The sequence below is a fragment of the Bdellovibrio sp. HCB337 genome (genome assembly GCF_047302465.1).
In the GTDB taxonomy this organism is placed as follows: Bacteria; Bdellovibrionota; Bdellovibrionia; order Bdellovibrionales; family Bdellovibrionaceae; genus JACMRP01.
Genome location: NZ_CP178621.1, coordinates 1,459,438 through 1,477,646 on the forward strand (window position 1 = coordinate 1,459,438; position 18,209 = coordinate 1,477,646).

Annotated in this window: 19 protein-coding genes; 9 read left to right on the top strand and 10 right to left on the bottom strand. The window is 43.8% G+C overall.

Annotation, left to right across the window (positions count from 1 at the left end; genetic code table 11):
* Positions 1-4: 4 nt before the first annotated feature.
* The 4 genes from ACLWBB_RS07085 to ACLWBB_RS07100 all read right to left on the bottom strand — a co-directional run bounded on the left by ACLWBB_RS07085 (position 5) and on the right by ACLWBB_RS07100 (position 3,994).
* A complete protein-coding gene (locus ACLWBB_RS07085; protein WP_413290917.1) occupies positions 5-1,876 on the bottom strand; it encodes a hypothetical protein in 1,872 nt (623 codons plus the stop codon).
* Complete coding sequence (locus ACLWBB_RS07090) at positions 1,877-2,800, bottom strand: hypothetical protein (protein ID WP_413290918.1); 924 nt, start codon at positions 2,798-2,800, stop codon at positions 1,877-1,879. It lies immediately after the preceding gene.
* 108 nt (positions 2,801-2,908) lie between these two features.
* Entirely contained in the window at positions 2,909-3,604 is a 696-nt protein-coding gene (locus ACLWBB_RS07095; protein ID WP_413290919.1) for a hypothetical protein, read from the bottom strand.
* On the bottom strand, positions 3,605-3,994 hold the full coding sequence (locus ACLWBB_RS07100; RefSeq protein WP_413290920.1) for a hypothetical protein: 390 nt from the start codon (positions 3,992-3,994) through the stop codon (positions 3,605-3,607).
* Positions 3,995-4,085: 91 nt separating this feature from the next.
* Between ACLWBB_RS07100 and ACLWBB_RS07105 the strand changes: the two genes are divergently transcribed.
* Together ACLWBB_RS07105 and ACLWBB_RS07110 are read left to right on the top strand one after the other, a co-directional pair.
* Positions 4,086-4,961, top strand: a complete 876-nt coding sequence (locus tag ACLWBB_RS07105; protein WP_413290921.1) for a LysR family transcriptional regulator — start codon at positions 4,086-4,088, stop codon at positions 4,959-4,961.
* Positions 4,962-5,115: 154 nt separating this feature from the next.
* On the top strand, positions 5,116-6,288 hold the full coding sequence (locus ACLWBB_RS07110) for a hypothetical protein (protein ID WP_413290922.1): 1,173 nt from the start codon (positions 5,116-5,118) through the stop codon (positions 6,286-6,288).
* Here ACLWBB_RS07110 and ACLWBB_RS07115 read toward each other — a convergent pair.
* Entirely contained in the window at positions 6,278-7,090 is an 813-nt protein-coding gene (locus tag ACLWBB_RS07115; RefSeq protein WP_413290923.1) for a TIGR02147 family protein, read from the bottom strand. The genes ACLWBB_RS07110 and ACLWBB_RS07115 overlap by 11 nt on opposite strands.
* Positions 7,091-7,209: 119 nt before the next feature.
* Between ACLWBB_RS07115 and ACLWBB_RS07120 the strand changes: the two genes are divergently transcribed.
* The gene (locus ACLWBB_RS07120; protein ID WP_413290924.1) at positions 7,210-7,746 is read left to right on the top strand and encodes a hypothetical protein; all 537 of its coding nucleotides are present in this window, start codon (positions 7,210-7,212) and stop codon (positions 7,744-7,746) included.
* Positions 7,747-7,809: 63 nt separating this feature from the next.
* A complete protein-coding gene (locus ACLWBB_RS07125) occupies positions 7,810-8,124 on the top strand; it encodes a hypothetical protein (protein ID WP_413290925.1) in 315 nt (104 codons plus the stop codon).
* A gap of 36 nt (positions 8,125-8,160) precedes the next feature.
* Here ACLWBB_RS07125 and ACLWBB_RS07130 read toward each other — a convergent pair whose 3' ends face one another.
* The 3 genes from ACLWBB_RS07130 to ACLWBB_RS07140 all read right to left on the bottom strand — a co-directional run bounded on the left by ACLWBB_RS07130 (position 8,161) and on the right by ACLWBB_RS07140 (position 10,087).
* Complete coding sequence (locus ACLWBB_RS07130) at positions 8,161-8,583, bottom strand: hypothetical protein (protein WP_413290926.1); 423 nt, start codon at positions 8,581-8,583, stop codon at positions 8,161-8,163.
* A gap of 138 nt (positions 8,584-8,721) precedes the next feature.
* On the bottom strand, positions 8,722-9,066 hold the full coding sequence (locus ACLWBB_RS07135; RefSeq protein WP_413290927.1) for a hypothetical protein: 345 nt from the start codon (positions 9,064-9,066) through the stop codon (positions 8,722-8,724).
* A gap of 181 nt (positions 9,067-9,247) precedes the next feature.
* Complete coding sequence (locus ACLWBB_RS07140; protein ID WP_413290928.1) at positions 9,248-10,087, bottom strand: helix-turn-helix domain-containing protein; 840 nt, start codon at positions 10,085-10,087, stop codon at positions 9,248-9,250.
* Between the two features lie 142 nt (positions 10,088-10,229).
* Here ACLWBB_RS07140 and ACLWBB_RS07145 point away from each other — a divergent pair, with 142 nt between their 5' ends.
* Both ACLWBB_RS07145 and ACLWBB_RS07150 read left to right on the top strand, forming a co-directional pair.
* The gene (locus ACLWBB_RS07145) at positions 10,230-11,423 is read left to right on the top strand and encodes an aspartyl protease family protein (RefSeq protein ID WP_413290929.1); all 1,194 of its coding nucleotides are present in this window, start codon (positions 10,230-10,232) and stop codon (positions 11,421-11,423) included.
* Between the two features lie 21 nt (positions 11,424-11,444).
* A complete protein-coding gene (locus tag ACLWBB_RS07150) occupies positions 11,445-12,521 on the top strand; it encodes an alpha/beta hydrolase (RefSeq protein ID WP_413290930.1) in 1,077 nt (358 codons plus the stop codon).
* Here ACLWBB_RS07150 and ACLWBB_RS07155 read toward each other — a convergent pair.
* Both ACLWBB_RS07155 and ACLWBB_RS07160 read right to left on the bottom strand, forming a co-directional pair.
* Complete coding sequence (locus ACLWBB_RS07155) at positions 12,513-13,391, bottom strand: M14 family zinc carboxypeptidase (protein WP_413290931.1); 879 nt, start codon at positions 13,389-13,391, stop codon at positions 12,513-12,515. The two genes, ACLWBB_RS07150 and ACLWBB_RS07155, sit on opposite strands and share 9 nt — an antisense overlap.
* Positions 13,392-13,478: 87 nt before the next feature.
* Complete coding sequence (locus ACLWBB_RS07160; protein WP_413290932.1) at positions 13,479-13,889, bottom strand: hypothetical protein; 411 nt, start codon at positions 13,887-13,889, stop codon at positions 13,479-13,481.
* Positions 13,890-14,226: 337 nt separating this feature from the next.
* Between ACLWBB_RS07160 and ACLWBB_RS07165 the strand changes: the two genes are divergently transcribed.
* The 3 genes from ACLWBB_RS07165 to ACLWBB_RS07175 are packed head-to-tail and all read left to right on the top strand — an operon-like array spanning position 14,227 to position 18,069.
* Positions 14,227-16,395, top strand: coding sequence for a hypothetical protein (locus ACLWBB_RS07165; protein ID WP_413290933.1), 2,169 nt, complete (start codon positions 14,227-14,229; stop codon positions 16,393-16,395).
* A complete protein-coding gene (locus tag ACLWBB_RS07170) occupies positions 16,358-17,509 on the top strand; it encodes a fibrinogen-like YCDxxxxGGGW domain-containing protein (protein WP_413290934.1) in 1,152 nt (383 codons plus the stop codon). The genes ACLWBB_RS07165 and ACLWBB_RS07170 overlap by 38 nt, the downstream gene beginning before the upstream one ends.
* Entirely contained in the window at positions 17,497-18,069 is a 573-nt protein-coding gene (locus tag ACLWBB_RS07175; protein WP_413290935.1) for a hypothetical protein, read from the top strand. The genes ACLWBB_RS07170 and ACLWBB_RS07175 overlap by 13 nt, the downstream gene beginning before the upstream one ends.
* Positions 18,070-18,209: the final 140 nt, after the last annotated feature.

The following is an 18,209-nucleotide window of genomic DNA, read 5'->3' on the forward strand; positions in this document are numbered from 1 at the left end:
TAATCTAAATTTGATGAAGCTTGGCATCTAGAAAGATGCTCGTTGCCGACTCTGAAGAGTCTATCAAAATCAATTTTTCAATCACCCACTCACGCGGATATCTAGCGAACGGCTGTTTGAGATGGATCTTCACTGTGGCGGTGTCGCCGGCATAGTCAACACTCCAGGATGTAATCAGTGGGGTGCTTTCACCTAAATAGGCGCGTTGGTCATAGTCACGGAATATATAATCTACATCGGTATCACCTGGAATTCTGTCAAACATCCATGCGTAGCCAATAAGGCGAACCTGTGTGATGTCCTTAAAGTTTCGAACTTTCACTATGAACGTATTTTCGTATTGATCATTCCAGTGGGTGACGATCCAAGGCGTGTCATTTCTGCCCTCTACTGACATCTCGCATGTCATAGGAGGTGTGCAGTGTGAAAAAGCAATATTAGTGATTTGACCTTTTGTTTCTGGAAGGGGATCTGTGACCGCAAACTCTTTAAGGAACTGTGGGAAATAAGTTTGTGAATCATTAATCTCTATGCGCACGGGCGAGACCTTGGCGCGTACAGTGTTCGCAGGAACGTCCCAAGTGAAATCAAGGATCAAAGAATCTCCAACCTCTTGGATACTTTTTGCTGGAAGTATCAACGCACGATCTTGAGCCCAGTCAAAGTCGAGAAGATTTCGACTTATAAGAACAAGCTTCGCGGATTTGGCGGCTGACGTTTTAGGAACTTTAATTTGAAAATTTGCAACAGTCCCTTTTTCAATCGCCTCAGGTCCTTTTAAGACTTGAAAGATTTGCGGAGCTTTATTTTGCAGAGGCAAGACTCTGATTTTAAATGCAGGCTTTTCGTTGTAAGAGAAAACGCCGCTCCCGTATTCGGAGGCTCCAATGAGCATCTCGAGGGTTCCGGTTTCAGTTTTTGTCTTACGCTTAATCGTGAAATCAATTTGAACCTGGTGATTGATCACAGAGCCACTAGGCGAGTAGATAAGATCTACAGATGGCGTGCCGACACTTCGAGGGTTCGAAAACTTAATTTTGCAAAGATCAGGCTGAATAATTTGAAATTGACTACGCAGAATGTTGGAAACAATCAACGTAAGATCATAAACACCGTTCCTGATGAAAATTAGTCGGTTTTTTTGTTGATCGCAGTCTTGATCATTTTCAGCCAGGCTGATGATGCTGAAACTCAGGGAATTAAAATTGTTAAAGAAGTTCAGAAAGCTCGAGGTTCTTAGAAACGATTCGGCGACCTTAGAGCCAAATTTGTCTAAACTTCCGGCGTTGTCGTCCAAGACTCCAAGATGATGGACCTTTTCGTGAACTAAAATCGTCAAGACTTGCGAAACAAAATCTGTTGTGACGTCTTTGCCAAAATACGGATCGACCTTGAAGGCTCCCGCGAAGAGGAATTCGTTCAGGTAAATGATACTGCCCCAAGTGTTCTGGGTTACTGCGACTCTATGAGTACCAGAAGCAACGTCAAAAATGGGATTCGTTTTTGGATCCACCATCTTCAAAGTATCTTGATAATCGGCCCAATCTCGATTGGTTTCTGTAAGTTCAGCCGTTGATGCCGGAAAGTAAGGAAGTTTTGCGATCAACTGGTCGAGCCAAACTTTTTCTTGGTCGGTGAACTTATCAGCGTCTAGGGTGCGCGCTGATACAAGGATGGATTTAAGTTGCGAGTATAAATAATAGACATAACCGCGCGTTCCGGCGGGCCAACCAATGGGGGCGCTGATATTGCCGCCCTGATCGCCGAAGTCATCAGTGAGGTGATAACCCGTTGTAATCACCTCAGGCTCTATAGCGGAAGCAACCGGCATCCAAGATAAACCCAAAGTCAGCAGACAAAAGAGAACCTTTTTCAACTAAAGCTCCTGCAGATTGAAATACAAAACATCGTGGAGTGCTTCCACTTTTTTGTTCTGCTCGTGAAAGCGGAGTTCAGTCGGTTGTCCAGGTTGGACAATGCGATCAAAGCTTAAGCTCCACTGAACATCGCCGCGAATCTTTTGGATTTGAGTGGGGCCTTGGCATTCATAAGTAACATTCCCAGCAACTTCTACAACGAGGTTTGTGTCGCTAGCGTTTACTCCTTGAACGGCAGCATAGTGCAAGTTGCTGAAGGTTAGACTTTGCACGGTCATGTTCGCATCGGCGCACGGAGCTTGCGCGCGCAACTCTTCGGTCAAGTTCAGCAATTGAAACTCGTCATTCACAAGAATTTGGTTCAGCACGAGCTTGGTTTGAATTTGTGGCAAGTTGTAAACCGCGAGATTGATAATTTTAACCTCGGCATTCAACCACTGAGAGATCTTGCTTACTAGCATTCCCGCATTAGCACTTGGTTTTTGAACTAGCAAAGCATGGGTGAGCAGTAAGAAGGATTCTTGGTAGTCTTGGCGGAAGCTGCCTTCGGTCGTGTGGCGATAGAGCCAATCTTGATTAACAACGATGACGGATCCCACTTTTGCTTGTGTTGCAAAGGAAGCGGCTTGACCGTTGCTGCTGATCGGAAATTTGAATTCGGTTTCTTTTTTGAAAAGTACATTGTCTGCGTTGGATACAAACGCTTTTCGTGTTGCGATTAGATCTGTCGCAGTAGCAAACTCGGCCGCGTTCAAATTCGCGGTTTGTCTGAAGGTTGTCAGATCTTCGGCGAAGTGATTCCAGATATAGATTAACTGGGACTCGCGGAAGCCCGCACCGTTATTAACAACATCGCCCCCGGCAAAAACCAAAGCAGGCGAGAACAACAAAAAAACTGAAAGGAAAAGTGCTCTTGTAGTCATGAAAAGGGTCTAGCATGAGCTTTTTGGGAAAAGTAGAGAACACGCTAGAAAACCCCCAGATTTTGTCCCTGACGCTGGGGGTTATGCTGATGTGGGCGTGAAAAAAAGTCATTTTGAAAATCTAAAGTTAATTCCTTCACCGAAGCCAGTTACTGGGAAGTTGCCGATCTCAAAACCCGGAAGCCTCTTCATTTCTACGACTGGTAATGCAAGTGGAGTGATTTTGCTCTTTTTCTTCATCGAGCGGTATTCGTAGACGAATTTGTCAGTGATTAAAATAATGGAATTGTTCAGGTCCTTACTTTTTTTAAGAGATTCAAATTCTTGTGCTAGAGTCGCGAGGTCGGATGTTTGATTTTTATAGAGAACTACGTAGGTGACATTGCCTTGCCACTCGCTAAAGTCAGAAGATAGTTCATAGGCACCGTTATTCGACAACGTCCCGGCAAATAGGGTCGGCACCGTGCTTTTCGATTTTTCTTTTTCAAAAAAATCCCAGTGGCGCTCGCCATACTGTTTTCCTTCAGGAGTGCCTCGGATCGCTTTGTATTTTTCTTCGTTCTCATACGTGACTAAGGCAATCTCATCTGGAGTATCGCCTTTCATTTGAGTGATGTAGGGTTGATAGGATACTAAGCCTTTTCCAGCCCCCAACGTAACTGTTTCTTTGAAAAATACATTCAGCCCATTTAGAAATTTATCCGTCGCTAAGGACTCTTTCTTATATCCAATCCAAAATCTATTGTGAGAAGCAAGGGCCGAGCTTGATGCTAATAAAAGAGATATAAAAATCAGGGATTTCATCTATTCCTCCTGTTGGCATTTCAAACTGCGAAATCCTTCTTTAAAGGTACCGTCTGCGGCCTTGTACGTAAAACTATAGCCGACATTATCCATGTCTTCCATATTAATGTAGATTCTCTTGCTTTTGAACGTCATGGCTCCTTGAACATCAATGAATAGCAGTCGATCTGTATAGATAGTTTCTTCATGAGTATCGCAACCCCATCTAGACTTGCATGAGTTCGGATCCTCAAGGACTGTCTTTGTGACGGTCAGCTGATAGTATTCGTAGTCGGTCGAACTAAGAGTATAAGTGTAATTGGTGTTGGTCTGATCCAGACATGAAATCGTATCCGCAGCAAAAGCATTGGCTGCTAAAAGTAATGAGAAAAGTGTAAAAAGTAGTTTCATAGGGCCTCCTGGTGGAGGCGTTATAGCAAATTCCTATCAATTATTAAAATTATTTGATTTTATCAAAATGATCATGATATTTGATTGATCTATGAATTTAGACACAGCCTGCTTTAAAGCCTTTCAGTGCGCCGCCGAGGTATTAAACTTTACAGAGGCTGCACGTCTTGCTGGGATGACCCAGTCAGGGGTCAGTCAACATATCTCTAAACTCGAGGCCGAGCTTGGAGATGAGCTATTTTACAGAGTTGGCAAAAAGGTGATTCTGACGGACTCTGGTAAGAAATTGCTAGAGTTTATTGAGAAGTACAATGATGCCATTCAGGGCTTATCTGAAAGCATCCAAGGTGGTAAAGAGGCGCTGACTGGAAAAGTACGCTATGCAATGCCCGAAAGCTGTTTGCTGAGCCCGCATTTCTCAATCCTACTAAAAGAAAAGCATTCGAAGTTTTCTTCAATACAGCTAGAAGTCGATTTGTGTGCATCCGACGCGGTCATCGAGAATGTATTAAGTAATACCGTCGATTTTGGCTTTGTGACGAAGAAGACCCCCAATGAAAATCTGATATATACAGAGTTTTGTGACGAAGAATACGTGCTGACCTCTTCAAAAAACGAGAATGTCAGCCAGCGTGACTTACACGACCACCAGTGGGTTCACTATCCTGGTCACGAAGTTCTCTTAGAGAAGTGGTCGAGTCATCATAAAATAAAAAATGAAGATGCGTTCAGTTTCCATGGGAAAACAAATAGCATGCATGCGGCATTGACGATGGTAGCCCATGGCTTAGGTATTGCCATTTTCCCAAGCCATTGCGTGGAAACGTCAGATCTTAAGGCTAAATTAAGAACTCACTCTATAGATTCCAAGAAATGTAAGAATACGATTTATATAGTCACATTGAACTCAAAATCACATCCTAAGCGAGTACAAAAGGTCGTCGAGACATTCCTTCGTATGAAGTGACATAATGCAGGGGTTCATTTTAACGAACAGTGGCGTTTCTTTCGGAGCGCCGTAATAATTTTTTACTATTTAATGCCATTGGTAAATTTAAATTATTAGCCAAGCTCCGTCAGAGTGAATATAACCCAAGATCTGAAAGAATCTTGGGGGCACTATGCTTTTAAAAACTGTTAAGGCTTTGGCCTTCTCTGTGATTTTACTTTGCGAAGTGGGGGTTGCAGCCACCGAGTCTTTGGGTCCTGGAGTTACAGGGGGCGGGGACAGTTGTAAGCAACAGATGTCTCGTAGCTTCAGTCTTTTAACGAAGCTCTTTCAAAATGGTAAAATTGACCTTTCAAACATGGGAGTTGGTCGCTCTCACGCACTTTCGATTTTATCTAAAGTAAAATTTAAGTATTCCAAAAATCTTACTAAAGGCGGAGTTCCTGTCGAGATGCTGAACGTCTTTGGCGATAATATCATCATTGTTGATAGAAAAATCTGTCACTCCTACAGAGAGCCTCTTGGAACCTTCACTCCGCTCTTACTTCATGAAGTGATTCGATTGATGGGACTTGATGATGGGTCTGATTATAAGATCTCCAACCAGTTTCAGAAAACGATTCGCCTTGCTGTAACAAAAGAGCTAGGGGCTACTCCTGGCTTTTTGCTTATAGACGGTTCTGCGACTGCGGGTGAGGGAGTGTTTGCCCTTGGTTGGGGGTTTGATTCGCTCGAGTTCAATTTAGATGAACTTTTGGATCTGCCGATCGATGCTCAGTATGTCTTTGTTGATAAGAACAAAAAGCATCTCGTGAATTACTTAGTGTATTTGCCAACAATGAGAACCTTGGCTGTTCTAAGAGAAAAAGAGAAGCCATATCCGGCGATTTACTCTTTGTACAATATCACGCCATGGGGACCACATCTCGAGCTTAAATATGCTTGGGATACGGTCATCACTGTGGGGACATCCGAGGACCCACAAAAATCACCTTTAAGATATGTCGAGGGGATTTTCGCCTTACACCAACGCGAAGAAGAGCCCGTCGAGCTGATTGCCGCTTGCCAAGTTGATTGTGACAAGCTTGTACGCGAAGCGGTTTTTAAAGTGTTGAATAGTGAGCAAAAGAAAATCGTTTCCTCTTACCCAAAACACTTTGTGAATATCGAGACAAATAGCGCAAGTGATGCTGCTGCACCTTTTTGGGTATTTTTAGAGGCGTATGATCCTCAAGGTACATTCGCTCAGCGAAAAGTCTTTAAGGCCGATTTAAATGTCATCTATGACAAGAAAGCCGATAAGTTCACTTTTGAAGTGGGCCCAGCTATTCTTTCTAAGGACTAGTGACATTAAATAAATCCACATTCAGGCAAACAAGCGTTTCTTCTTTAGAGCGAGACGCTTGTTCGTTGTATTCTTTGATCACTTTCAAAATCTTGCTTCGCGCTTTTTCGGCATCTGAATTGGTCATTGAATAGACGCTTGTAAAGTGAACGGATGTTTCGTCATTGATTTTTGAGTTTTCGACAGCTTGCTCGCGCCAATTTCTTTGGTGCAGGCGAGTGATCGGAGAGCCCGCAGGAAGATGGACATTGCCCGAAGACCAGCGGTAGCCGTCTTTGACTTTTCCAACCAAGCCCCAGCCAACAAGTTTATCTATAAAAAACTGCGCTTCTCGCGGAGTCAGGTGCAATGCCTTTGCGATCTTTCGAAGCGTGCGAAACTCCGGAATGCTCGTTAATAAGTGAACAGCACAATACTCCCAACTGGAAAAATACTCGGTCGCTATCTCTTGGGCTAACACAGGCGGATTTCTTTTAAGCTTGTTTTTCAGCTGTTCGGAATCTTTTTTCATCATCAAGCCTTTTTCTTCTAAATAGGCTTGATACTGGGGTGAGCCCGCTCGTTCTATTTCGATCAGATTTAAGAAGTAATTCATTCCGGTATCATCAAGTCCCAAGTGCTTTGCCAATCTAAAACCTTGCTCACGGCTTAAGTGAGCTTTTTCAGCAAGGACGTTCGAGATATAGGGCCTTTGCACGTGTGCAGCATCTGCAAGTTCTTTCACTGTCAGTGGAGAGTCGGCACGTTTTGTCAGATCACGTAGGTATTGGGTGTACTGATTGTATTCATAGATATCAAGCATAGTAACTATTACTTACCTCATGGCGAAATATTTAATATCTAATAACTCACACTCTCGGGCGAGTCCAATATATAAAACGTCATAGACACAAATAAGAACCTTCATTTCCAGGAGTCTCGATGAAAAAGATATTAATTGTATTGCTAACTGCATTGTCCATGCCCGCATTAGCGGGATCTTCTAGTATTACGTGCACTACAGACAATAAAGATATCGAAATAAATATGACTAACAGCGAAGAGCCACGCATTAAATTTTATACGACGTCTGATAGTCAGCCTGTCATTTATGACTATCCACTAAATTTGATGCCGGACCTCAGTTGGAGCAAGTCAAAGAATGCCATCATCGCAATTCCATTTGCGGATCGGACTTACCTTTCTAAATCTCGTCAAACACTGCGTCTGATCCACAAAGATGGCACATGGTGTGACGGCAGACAGCGTTGGGATGAAACCTATGCACAACGCTTTGTTCTGACAGCAAAGGCTGGAGCACCACTTCTGCGATTAGCTCCAACCACGCTTGGAAAATACATGACTCGTGACATGTATCTTGTCACCGCGCTCACATGTCACAGTAAGGGCGTGACGAGTACGGGCGGGTGCTATCATCAGGACGGTGATATTGAGACTTGGATTGATGATGGGGAATAAAAACTGTTCGCTTCTTAACACTTTAATATCGAATTGCCATTTTCTCATCCGTCTGGAGGACTTATGAAAGTTTTTATTTTGCTTGTTTCTCTATTTGCATCAACCGTTTCCTTTGCCAGCCAGGCTAGGCTGATGGACTTAGTAGTAAGTGCTAGCAATGAATTTAAGGCTTCTTATGATTGTTCGCTAGCAGGTAGTCCTGAGCAAGCGGAGGATTTTTGTGTGGGAGCTTCTATGAGAGACGCCTACTACACTTGCTTACAACAGCGTTGCGAACACTGCGCAATAAAATCAATTCAGTCAAAAACAATTTATAAGGGTGAGTACAAAACTTACGCAGAAGCTACGGTTGTACTGCAAGGTCTCCGCTGTAAATAATATTGTCACGACTACACAAGGCAGGAAACTGGGGGCTTACTTGCGAGTGCAAAGGCCCACATTCCAAGTTTTACGTTGGATCTGGTCTTCTGTGCAGCGAATTTCTCCATGGCCGTTTTGGTCCAAGTTAAATGTCATCACGGTTCTGTCGGCATTGCAGCTGACCGCGATAAGGCTGCTTGTTTCCGTGATTTTGCAGTCTTTGTCGGTGTCCACTTGTCGAAAGCAGACTTGAAACGGGGTTGCAATCTCGTCCTTGATTCCAATACTACACATTGATTCCCCGTTGGCATCAGGAGGGCTGCAGCTGTGCTGACTGATCGATACCAGCACGCGTGGCCAAGAAGAGACTCGGGTGTACTCTGTTGTTTCAGGCGAAACCTGATTGACGCAGTCAAAATCAATCGCGTGAGCAAGTTGAGCACTCAATACAAAAACGAAAGATGTAATCCATTTCATCGTGGCCTCCGAGTTTATTTATTATCAAATCTCAGCAGTGCTCGTTATGAGTTGCAAGAGAATGATTTCGGCAAAGGTCAAAAAGCGTCCCAAAAATTTTGGACCACCTGAAAAAGGCACTGTCGCGATAAATAGTTCTTACTGAACGGTTCCCGGAGAAGCGCAAGTTTCGACAGCACTTTTTTTCTCGTAAAGTGAAATCGCATCACCGTTGGCATTGCAACAAATGAACCTCTCATTTTTTAGGGCATTATTTGAATCCATAAGACCAGTCCATCTGCAGGATCTGTAATTTCCAGAAACTGCGCCACAAGAGCCAGTTTCCAAAGAAGTGCCGCCGGATTTTTCTGGTTGTGCTGAGCATGTTGCCGTTCCGTTGCCGCATTTAATAGTAGTCATGCAAGAAGCATTAATTGAAGCCGCAGCTGACGTCAGAGAGAAGAAAAGTATTAAGATTGATAAAGAGCACACGATAGTTTTCATAAACCCACCCCATTCGTAGTAAGATTTAGGTTTGCCTGAAGAACAGAGTCAATTCTTGAAAGTTACCGACGAAAAGAAACGCACCCTAAGGGTGTAGGGGGATCGAGCAGTGTTTGTAATTACTATTCTAGGTGATTACGGCCACGTTGACGCGCGTTGTGGTCGCAGCGCCCAGTGGATGTCACTGTTGCTTGCGGAAGTTGCGAGGAGACAGCCCCGTTGAGTTTTTAAAAGCTTTATTGAAGGTCGAGAGGTCGCGAAAACCAAGATCGTTGGCGATAGAGATAATGGATTTTGGTGTAAGCAAAAGCTGTTGTTTTGCGATCTCCATTTTCATTTTATTTAAATATTTAGCCGGAGAAGTTCCCGTTTCTTGGGTAAAACTTCGAATCATATGAAATTTGCTTAAGCCGACTTCGCGCGCAAGAGTATCCATGCTGAAATCTGGATCGTCTAAGTGCTCGCGCAGAATTACTTTTGTCCGATCTCGATGAGAGGGGAAGTGTCCCGAGGATAAGCCCCTATGCACTTTATCCGAGAACCTGTGCTTATATTTTGTCAAAACCAACGTCATGATTTCTGAGGCCAAGCAGTCTATGGAAAACTCTGTGGCTGGGATGTCCTCTTCATGAAGAGCCGCAAGGGATCGCAGAAGATTCTGCAACTTCAAGTCGCCGCTGATTTCATAGTTATCGAATAACAATTCGGTCGCATTAATGCCTATAGGTTTGCAGAAGTCGGTTACGAACTGACTGCCAAAGACAAGGGACTTCAGATGAGTATTGGTCTGTTGAAAGACTTCGACATGCTCTTCAGTGCCGTTAAAGACTAAGACCGCTTGTGGATCGACTTTGCGTGCTTTGCCATCACGGTAAACTTCTTTAGCAGGATAAGGGGGCATCAAAAATTCAAGGCCGGGCATGGTGCAGACAAGCTTACCCGAGAAGTCCGTCATGACAGCATCCATGGCTATGCAAGTCTCTGACTTCTTTTTGATATTTAGCTTTAACGGATTCGTCACAAAAAGCCTTCCCTCACGTTTTTGGAAGGTATTTGTGACCTTTAATTTTGTCAACGCATCCGAGATAGCGAAAAACAGCAATATATTCCCAGTAAAGCTCCGTCGTAAGCATTAAGATCTCGCGGTCTTTGGGGGGCACTTCATGGTAAAAAATACCATCCGTCTATGGCTGAACATCGCTGTTCTTATGATGTTCTCGCAGCAGGTATTTGGCGCGAACTTGGCTTGGCAACAGGACTCGATTCCTTTTGAACTGATAGACAATCGTATTTTTATGCAAATTCATCTCAACGGGCAGGGGCCTTTCGCGATGGTCCTTGATACAGGAGCTTCCAATATTTTTGACACCTCCTTGGTGCGACGTCTGGGGCTTTCTACTAGTGATTCTGGCTTAGCAAATGGTGGGGGCGCTAACAGTGTAGCGACGACCTCAGGTCAGGTCGCTTTGATGAGTTTTGGAAATGTGAGCCTTTCCAACCAGAAGTTTCTGGCAATGGATTTGTCGGCGATGAAAAACGCAATCGGTTTTCCAAGGTTGGATGGCTTCATCGGTTACGAAGTCTTTAGCCAGTATGTTGTTGAGATCAACTATGACACTAAAACACTGAGCTTTCTTGATCCGTCTACCTACAACTATCAAGGAACTGGAACTGTAGTCCCCTTTGAGTTTCACGGCACCACTCCCGTAGTTCACGTCAACCTCGACGGAATAGCGGGACTATTTTGGCTTGATACCGGAGATCGTTCGTCCATGACACTAACGACTCCGTTTATTCGACGTAATAACTTGGTATCAGTGTATCAACCGCCTTTCGAAATGATCACAGGATGGGGAGTGGGCGGAGCCTTATCGACCTATCTTGTAAGAACGAAAAACATAACTTTTGCTGGAGAAAATATTAGCAATGCCATTGTTAGACTGCCAACCGCGACCACCGGTGGCATGGCAGTGGATTATGGTATTGCAGGCACATTAGGAAATGGGATTCTTAAAAAGTTTAATACAGTTGTTGATTATAAGCGAAAGAGAGTCATTCTTGAGAGAAACACACTTTATAGCCAGCCGGATCTTGCTGATCGTAGCGGTATGTGGTTGATCCAGGCTGGAGCTAATTTGCAGGTTTTGGATGTCGTTAAAGACGGCCCAGCATGGCAAGCAGGCCTCCGCCAAGGTGTCTACATTACTGCCGTTGAGGGAAAGCCAACCGCTTCTATTTCGTTACCAGATTTGAGAACTCAGTTGTCCGATCCAAATTTGCAGTCAGTAAAGGTAACTATTTCATCGCCTCTTGGTGGTGAGATCGTTCAAATAAATCTAAAAAACATGATCCCTTAAAAAGTTATAAAAGGAATTTTTATGTCTCTAAATAAAATGAAAATACTGTTCTTATTATTAACTTCATTGTGGCTATCCGCTGTGAGTGGAGCAACTGTAATCCCCAATGAATTGGGAGCTCCAACAGCTGGAGGTCTGCCTCGCGAATCCAGTCTTGATTATGAAATAACTTATGGCTCTGTACGAGTGGGGGAAGAACTCCAACGCGTTATTGTCACTGTTCCTCCAGGTGCGGGCGCCAAGCCAGCGCTCCTCTTTATCGGTGGTATGGGATGCTACTCTGTAGATTTCTCGGGTGGAAACAGCATAGCGTCTTATCAGATTGCTATTGAGCTTGCGACCCGAGCAGGCTTTGTCACTATGCGAGTCGAGAAATCCGGTATGGGGGACAGCAAAGGGACCGCTTGTCAGGATCAGGATTTTCAGAGGGAACTTCAAGGCAATCTTGCCGGTTTGCAAGCGTTGGTAAAATATCCGTTTGTGAAGGCGGATCAGATTTACATTTTCGGTCATAGTATTGGCGGCGTGATCGCTCCGTATTTGGCTTCGCAAGTGCCGGTGAAAAGCATTGCCGTGATGGGAACGTTGGCGGGAAATTGGTATGACTACACATTGATCAATACAGAACGCCAATTGGCGCTTGCAGGTTTGAACCCGATGCAGATCTTTCATGAAATGAAAAAAGCCAGAGCTGCGACGGATATGTTGCTCAAACAGAAAATGAGTCCCGCAGCAATCATTCAGCAGTATCCAGAACTCGCCAATTATGTAACCTCGCCTGTAAGCTACACTTATATGCAGCAACTTGCAGATTTGGATGTGGAAGGCGAGTTATTGAAAAGTAATTCTAAATATTTAATTCTTTCAGGAGAGTCCGACTTCGTGGCCTCGCAGTACGACGAGTTGATGGCCATGGCAGCACGGTTAAATCCGAAGAGAAGTACACCTATAGAGGTTCTGCAAATACCTCAACTGGATCACTTCTTCATGAATGCGAACAGCCAACAAGAGAGTTTCAACCAAAAACACATCGACGGAAGTCCACTGTATCTTCAAAACAGTATCTATTCGGTCTTGAAAGTTAACTTCTTACTCTAGGTGTGTGCGTCCACGTTTACGAACGTTGTGGTCGCAGCGCCCGGTAAAGGCATGATTGGCAGAGCGTTCTTTTGGCGCCATCTCGAAGAATCGGCGTAAGCCAGGAACGTTGTCGGCGACCATTTTTTTAATTTGGGTGGGAGTTGGGTTGTGACTTCCTCCCATTTCAAATAACAAAGACCAAATGCCGTGTTTCCAGTAGGCGTAGTCTTCAAAGGCTCCGTCTGCGGCATAGAGCAACTCTTTGGAGTTTCCGATCTCATAACGGCTTTCAACGGTTGCAGCTTTACTGATATTGATAAAGGCGCTGTCGTCTTTGGTTTCAGTGTCGTTAGTGGAAAAACCAAACGGGTAGAGCACTGCTGGAAAATACGTGTGCAAAGTCGCAGAAGAGACAATATTTTTACTTAAGATGAAGTCTGCAAGTAATTTAGTCGCTTTCGATTGATGAGACTTCGTTGTTACGCAAGGGCCAGGATAATCGCGATTAGGGTCGATGGTGCCTCGACCGATTTGTTCTTCCCGTTGTTTGGAGTTGTATCCAGAGATGTTCAACACCGGAATGATATACACGGTGTGGCCAGGAATAGGATCCATCGCAAAGGACTCAGCAGCACCCATTGCAACGGCAGTAGAGCCATACTCGTTACCATGATGAGTGCCCACCACAAGGTCTGCGACGGGGCCTGAGCCGATTTTTAGCCCGACGATCATTTGCCCCGCATTCGACATGCCTAAATTGAACATCTGGGCGTTTTGCGGATTTGATTGAGCTATTTTTTGTAAATCGGCGACGACCTTGTTGTAGTTGCTAGTTGCTGCAGAAGCCGAAGACATCAGAAACAGAGACAAAATTAATTTTGAGATCATACTCTAAGGCTCGACCTATTTTGCTGCCCTGTCAAAATAGGTCCTAGGAAACTGGATGTAAGCCATGGGCTCAATAAACACTTGGAGTTAGTTCTTTTTATAACAATCGAATAGACCGTCGTGAGAGATCTTCTTAGAAGAAAACTGACTGGCGGCAGGTCCTAGCAACTGGTAGTTCTTTGGATCGGCAGAGTCCACTTGGAGTTGGATGGAGAAATCTGTATTTTGATAGATATGAACCCATCCTAATGTAGGATCGTTTTTTATTTGCGGCTGCAGAGGGATCTGGAAAAAGGTGATTTCTTGAGGGCCCGTAACGCCGCTAACGTCTACGATAGAAACCCGCTTTACCCAAGCTGTGGGATTAGACTGCATAACTACCTCAAAACCATCATCAGGATTTAAACTTTCGCAAATGATTTCATTGGCAAACTGGTCAGACGAAAATGCTAAAGAAGAATTTATTACGATTGATAAAAAGAGAATAATTGTTTTCATAGAGGGACCTTTCACTTTTTTGAATATTTAGTTTTGAGGTACTATACATCAAAACATCCTCTTCATGCGTAGAGGGACCCACAAAGCGTGGGCATCGCTTAGCCCACGCCGAAATTTTACATTTTTGAGAGATTTGTCTGATCAGATTAGAGAATGATCAGTCCTTGCAGTCTTGAGCAGTATTGGGAATTGCAATTAGGTCATCGCCTCTACGAAGTATGTTCCCCTAAAATTCGCATGAGGGTTTGTTCCTCCATTCGCGAATGGGGTACGTTCGTTCATGAGACAATTAGAAACAAAATATTAACTAATGTAGAGACCCTGCCGAAGAAGTGTCATGATCTTCGGTATGAACCACCTAGAACGTATTCAACCGCAACGTGGCTCTACGATCGTGTCGGCCTTAGTAGCCGTCGGCGTAGTTTCGGTAATGGCTTTAGCCTCATCTGCTTATGTGACTTCGATGCATACACAGATGAAAGATGTGAATGTTTTCTTCTCGCTTGGGCAAACTCAGCACAATGTCTTGAAAGCTCTTAATAGCCCTGCTGCATGGGAAAATACTTTAGCGGATGTCAGTAATAAGATTGCGGAATGCAAATTGAAGATTGATGCCTGTGGTGCTTTAAACGGTGATGCAAATTTTGTGATTCGTGACTCTATGGGAAATATTATGGTAGAGGGCGAGTCCGGAAGTTTTTATTCTTATGGTGGACTGACCTGTACAGGAGACAACTGTCCAATCCAAGTAAAGTCGCAATGGCATTTGCTCTGTTCCGAGGACGGCATTTGCTCGCAGATGATGGTGAAATTGGACTTCTTAACTCGTGGAGACAATGGTTTTGTCTCACGTCGTAAATTTACAGTCTTAAAAAATTATCCGATCGGAAAAAAAACATCTACTGTCGTAGCTGAGCAAGAGGCTACTGAGCGTCCTGCAGAGAGTTTTCCGACTACGAAAGTCGTGATCATTATGGATACCTCTGCCAGCATGGCGGACAACTTCTTGAAAGTGAAAAATGGCATCAAGTCACTGCTGTCAAAGGTTGGACAGTACAATGCCGAAGTTTATTTTTATTCGACAGCAAGTCAGCTGGGTCAATTCTATAATTGGAATAATGAGGTCTCTAACTACTATAAAGGTTTTGATAACGTTTCTTCGTACGCGCCAGTCATGGTTGATGCCAACAGCTATGCTGCGCAAACTCAACCAGACTTCTCTTTGAAATTAAGTATTCCTTTGAACTCAAAGTTAGCTGTGGCAGATCTAGATTCTCGTATTGACCAGATTCTTAGCCAGTATAAGCCTTATCCAGGGACAGATCGGGAGTCGGGCCTGTGTACGCTTGCTCGTATCGTTGAAGACAGTGGGCCTAACAGGATTTTAAATTCTAATGACTTAGTCTATTTTATCATCGTTAGTGATGAGGACGATGCAATAATGCCTATAGCTGGAACTTCGACAATTTCTTGTGATCGCGCGCAGACCCAAAAACCTATTGTCTCTACGGTCATCCAAACTACAACAGCTTCGGATCCCGCAGCGGATAATGTTGCAATTGATTTTAAATTCAACTTTGTGAATGTTACCATGTCTTTAAAGGCGACGAAAAACGATTCCTCGATGTCGGTGCTTGCTCCGGTATGCGCGGAGATAAACGGGGTTGTTTGTAAGTACCGCACACCAGGAACTTATCCATGTCCTCAAGAAGAGTTAGATAAAGTTTCAAATTATTATACATCGATTCAATCCTGCACTATGAATGTAACAATGGGGAATGGAGGTCTTAACCTAAACACTTCGGATCCCGCCAGTATCCAGATTTTAAAAGGAATCAGCTGCAGCGTAGGACCTTATCCTATGGGATACAAAACCTACCAAAGCAAAGAGGAAGTATTTGCAAGTCAACGCACTTATAATCCTTCTACTTATGCCGGTTGTACTATGAGATTTACAAAGCAGGTTAAGAACCAATTTAATTGGTGGTTCCATGAGCTTATGGATGGCACTGTTGTTCAAACCTCTTATGTATCTCCAGCAAAGATGGTGGGTTTGAAGCAAGACCTAATTAGAAAACTTAATGCCAAATTCGGAGCAAACGGGTACGCGATCCGCGCATTTATTCAAGACCCCATCAAAGATCAAGGGCTTTGCACATTGACGGACGGATCGTATGGTACGGCTTATTCTGATTTTATTAAGATGACGCAAAACCCTTACTCTAGTTACGAAAGTATTTGCCATGATGATTATGGATTTAGTTTTGACACGCTCTCGAAAATCATCACACAAAAAGTTGAAAGCACGTTTATTTTCCCAGAAGTCAAAGAGGGGCAAGCCATCAGTGGCGTGAACGTCACTCGTAGCGGTGCTGAGGTGTCTGTTTGCTCCAATGACTACGAAATAGTCGGCAACAAAGTCATCTTCAAAGAAAATGTTTTACAGCCAGGAGACAAAGTTTCGATCTATGTCAAAGTCGTCGATCCCACCGTTGAAATTAATTAATCGTTCAGGCTACACTTTGGTAGAAACCATCATCGGCCTTGCGCTCAGTTTGGTGGTTCTCTGCGGATTTTATTTTTTCTACAATATGACGACACAAAATATTGTGTCTTTGAAGCAAAAGATATCTTTGTCTGGAAGTAAGCTGCACCTGCGAAAGCAGATTGAAAGCAGTTGCATTCAAGCAAATACCTTTCAATATCCAGCGAACCAGCTGTCATGTTTAAAAGATGGAACCTGTTCGTCCACCTATCAAGGGCCTTTGAAATTTATAGGTGAAGATGGAAGTGTATTGATTGATCCTGGAGTCACTAGATTTACGACAGATCTTTTAGTGTGCCCAGACCCAGCCGGCGATAGCTGGTTGTGTCCTTACAAGATAGATTCTTCCTTTAAAATTGCATGCGCCGGTACAGGGTGTGCCCAGCCTGATATTCTCGTCAAACTTCAATTCACTAAGGTGGATGCTGCAGGAGTCTCTCAAGTCATTGACGCTTATGAAAACCTTTTGACACCACAAAGGTTTTACCGTTCTTGTGCCGAAGCTAAAAGCAAAGGCAAAACTGCAAGTGGCTTTTATAAGCTAGATCCTGATGGTAGCGGCGGAGTTTGTCCCTTTGAAGTTTATTGTCGCATGGGGACCGGTTTGGCACAGGCGTTGGTTGTTTCGGCACCATTGACGGGTTATAGCGAAATTGCCAAAGTAGACCCCCCTCTGGGATTGGATAGCCCAGGACGTCTTGATGATAAATACGTTTTAGCTTTGATGAGCACTTCTGATTTTGAAAAGAAGATTTCGGTTTTGATCAAAGATACAGCTCAAGGAAGTTTGACGGTGCCATTGGTGCTAGCGAACACCAACAAGGGATCTCATCAAGCCAACGTAGGATATTGCGAATGGGAGAATACAAACTTTGTCGCAAGCGTACTCGGTGACACTACAAACTGGGAGTTTGTCAGTTCTATCGGCGGAGCTTCTATTGGATACTCTGAATCCACAAATGCAGGAGCGGTCTCAGGATTTCACTGTCAAAATTGTGGCACGACCGGCGTTTGTAGTTTGGGTGGAAATAGTTGCTGTCAAAAAAATCTAGCAGGACAGTTATGGATCCAATGAATCAGCGAGGAAGTGGCTATCTACTAATGCTTATCTCAATCATGTCAATTGGGCTCATTACTTATTTAATTAACTTAGTTACTCCAATGCTAAAGTATAAAGAGCAAATTGCGAGGGACGTTCTTCGTGATCAAGTGGAACTTGTGATGATGAACTTGCAAGCTAATGTTGAGAACACTCAGGTGCTTGAGGCCTCTGTGAACCTAACAGAGAATCAAGCCATTCGTTGTGTCGCGAATGCGACATGTACTGCGACTGAGCAATTTTTGCCATTGAGACTTGTCAATCTAGAAAAGGCAGTGATTTCAGATGGGGATTCCGTAGGCGTTGATTCACAGGGGCAGACTTGTAATGTGAACTTAGCAAATCCTCTTTGCTTGGTTGTGTTGAAAATTTCTTGGCGCCCTTTGTGTCCTCAAGATGGAAGTCCTTGCGTAAACCCAAGTGTCGAGATTCAAGGGAGAGCTGAGTTTTCACAATTCATTCTTGCCCCGCCAATAAATCTTCAGAAGATAAATTTCAAGAGAACCGTTTCCAACTTGAGTCTTTTGATTAAATAGTGGCACCAAGTCTAGTTCCGAATTGGAACCTCTTTCTGGCAACTTTCTTTTTCGATCACATTTTTAGCCTGGTTAGTTGAAACCCATTTGCTCTTGAAAATCCGTTGTGGTCTGCTTTTAGAACGAACTTCTACAAGGAG

Excerpts from the sequence above, each read along its gene's own strand:
- ACLWBB_RS07090 (WP_413290918.1), bottom strand. The coding sequence starts at position 2,800 with ATGACTACAAGAGCACTTTTCCTTTCAGTTTTTTTGTTGTTCTCGCCT.
- ACLWBB_RS07095 (WP_413290919.1), bottom strand. The coding sequence starts at position 3,604 with ATGAAATCCCTGATTTTTATATCTCTTTTATTAGCATCAAGCTCGGCC.
- ACLWBB_RS07100 (WP_413290920.1), bottom strand. The coding sequence starts at position 3,994 with ATGAAACTACTTTTTACACTTTTCTCATTACTTTTAGCAGCCAATGCT.
- ACLWBB_RS07105 (WP_413290921.1), top strand. The coding sequence starts at position 4,086 with ATGAATTTAGACACAGCCTGCTTTAAAGCCTTTCAGTGCGCCGCCGAG.
- ACLWBB_RS07110 (WP_413290922.1), top strand. The coding sequence starts at position 5,116 with ATGCTTTTAAAAACTGTTAAGGCTTTGGCCTTCTCTGTGATTTTACTT.
- ACLWBB_RS07115 (WP_413290923.1), bottom strand. The coding sequence starts at position 7,090 with ATGCTTGATATCTATGAATACAATCAGTACACCCAATACCTACGTGAT.
- ACLWBB_RS07120 (WP_413290924.1), top strand. The coding sequence starts at position 7,210 with ATGAAAAAGATATTAATTGTATTGCTAACTGCATTGTCCATGCCCGCA.
- ACLWBB_RS07125 (WP_413290925.1), top strand. The coding sequence starts at position 7,810 with ATGAAAGTTTTTATTTTGCTTGTTTCTCTATTTGCATCAACCGTTTCC.
- ACLWBB_RS07130 (WP_413290926.1), bottom strand. The coding sequence starts at position 8,583 with ATGAAATGGATTACATCTTTCGTTTTTGTATTGAGTGCTCAACTTGCT.
- ACLWBB_RS07135 (WP_413290927.1), bottom strand. The coding sequence starts at position 9,066 with ATGAAAACTATCGTGTGCTCTTTATCAATCTTAATACTTTTCTTCTCT.
- ACLWBB_RS07145 (WP_413290929.1), top strand. The coding sequence starts at position 10,230 with ATGGTAAAAAATACCATCCGTCTATGGCTGAACATCGCTGTTCTTATG.
- ACLWBB_RS07150 (WP_413290930.1), top strand. The coding sequence starts at position 11,445 with ATGTCTCTAAATAAAATGAAAATACTGTTCTTATTATTAACTTCATTG.
- ACLWBB_RS07155 (WP_413290931.1), bottom strand. The coding sequence starts at position 13,391 with ATGATCTCAAAATTAATTTTGTCTCTGTTTCTGATGTCTTCGGCTTCT.
- ACLWBB_RS07160 (WP_413290932.1), bottom strand. The coding sequence starts at position 13,889 with ATGAAAACAATTATTCTCTTTTTATCAATCGTAATAAATTCTTCTTTA.
- ACLWBB_RS07165 (WP_413290933.1), top strand. The coding sequence starts at position 14,227 with ATGATCTTCGGTATGAACCACCTAGAACGTATTCAACCGCAACGTGGC.
- ACLWBB_RS07170 (WP_413290934.1), top strand. The coding sequence starts at position 16,358 with ATGTCAAAGTCGTCGATCCCACCGTTGAAATTAATTAATCGTTCAGGC.
- ACLWBB_RS07175 (WP_413290935.1), top strand. The coding sequence starts at position 17,497 with ATGGATCCAATGAATCAGCGAGGAAGTGGCTATCTACTAATGCTTATC.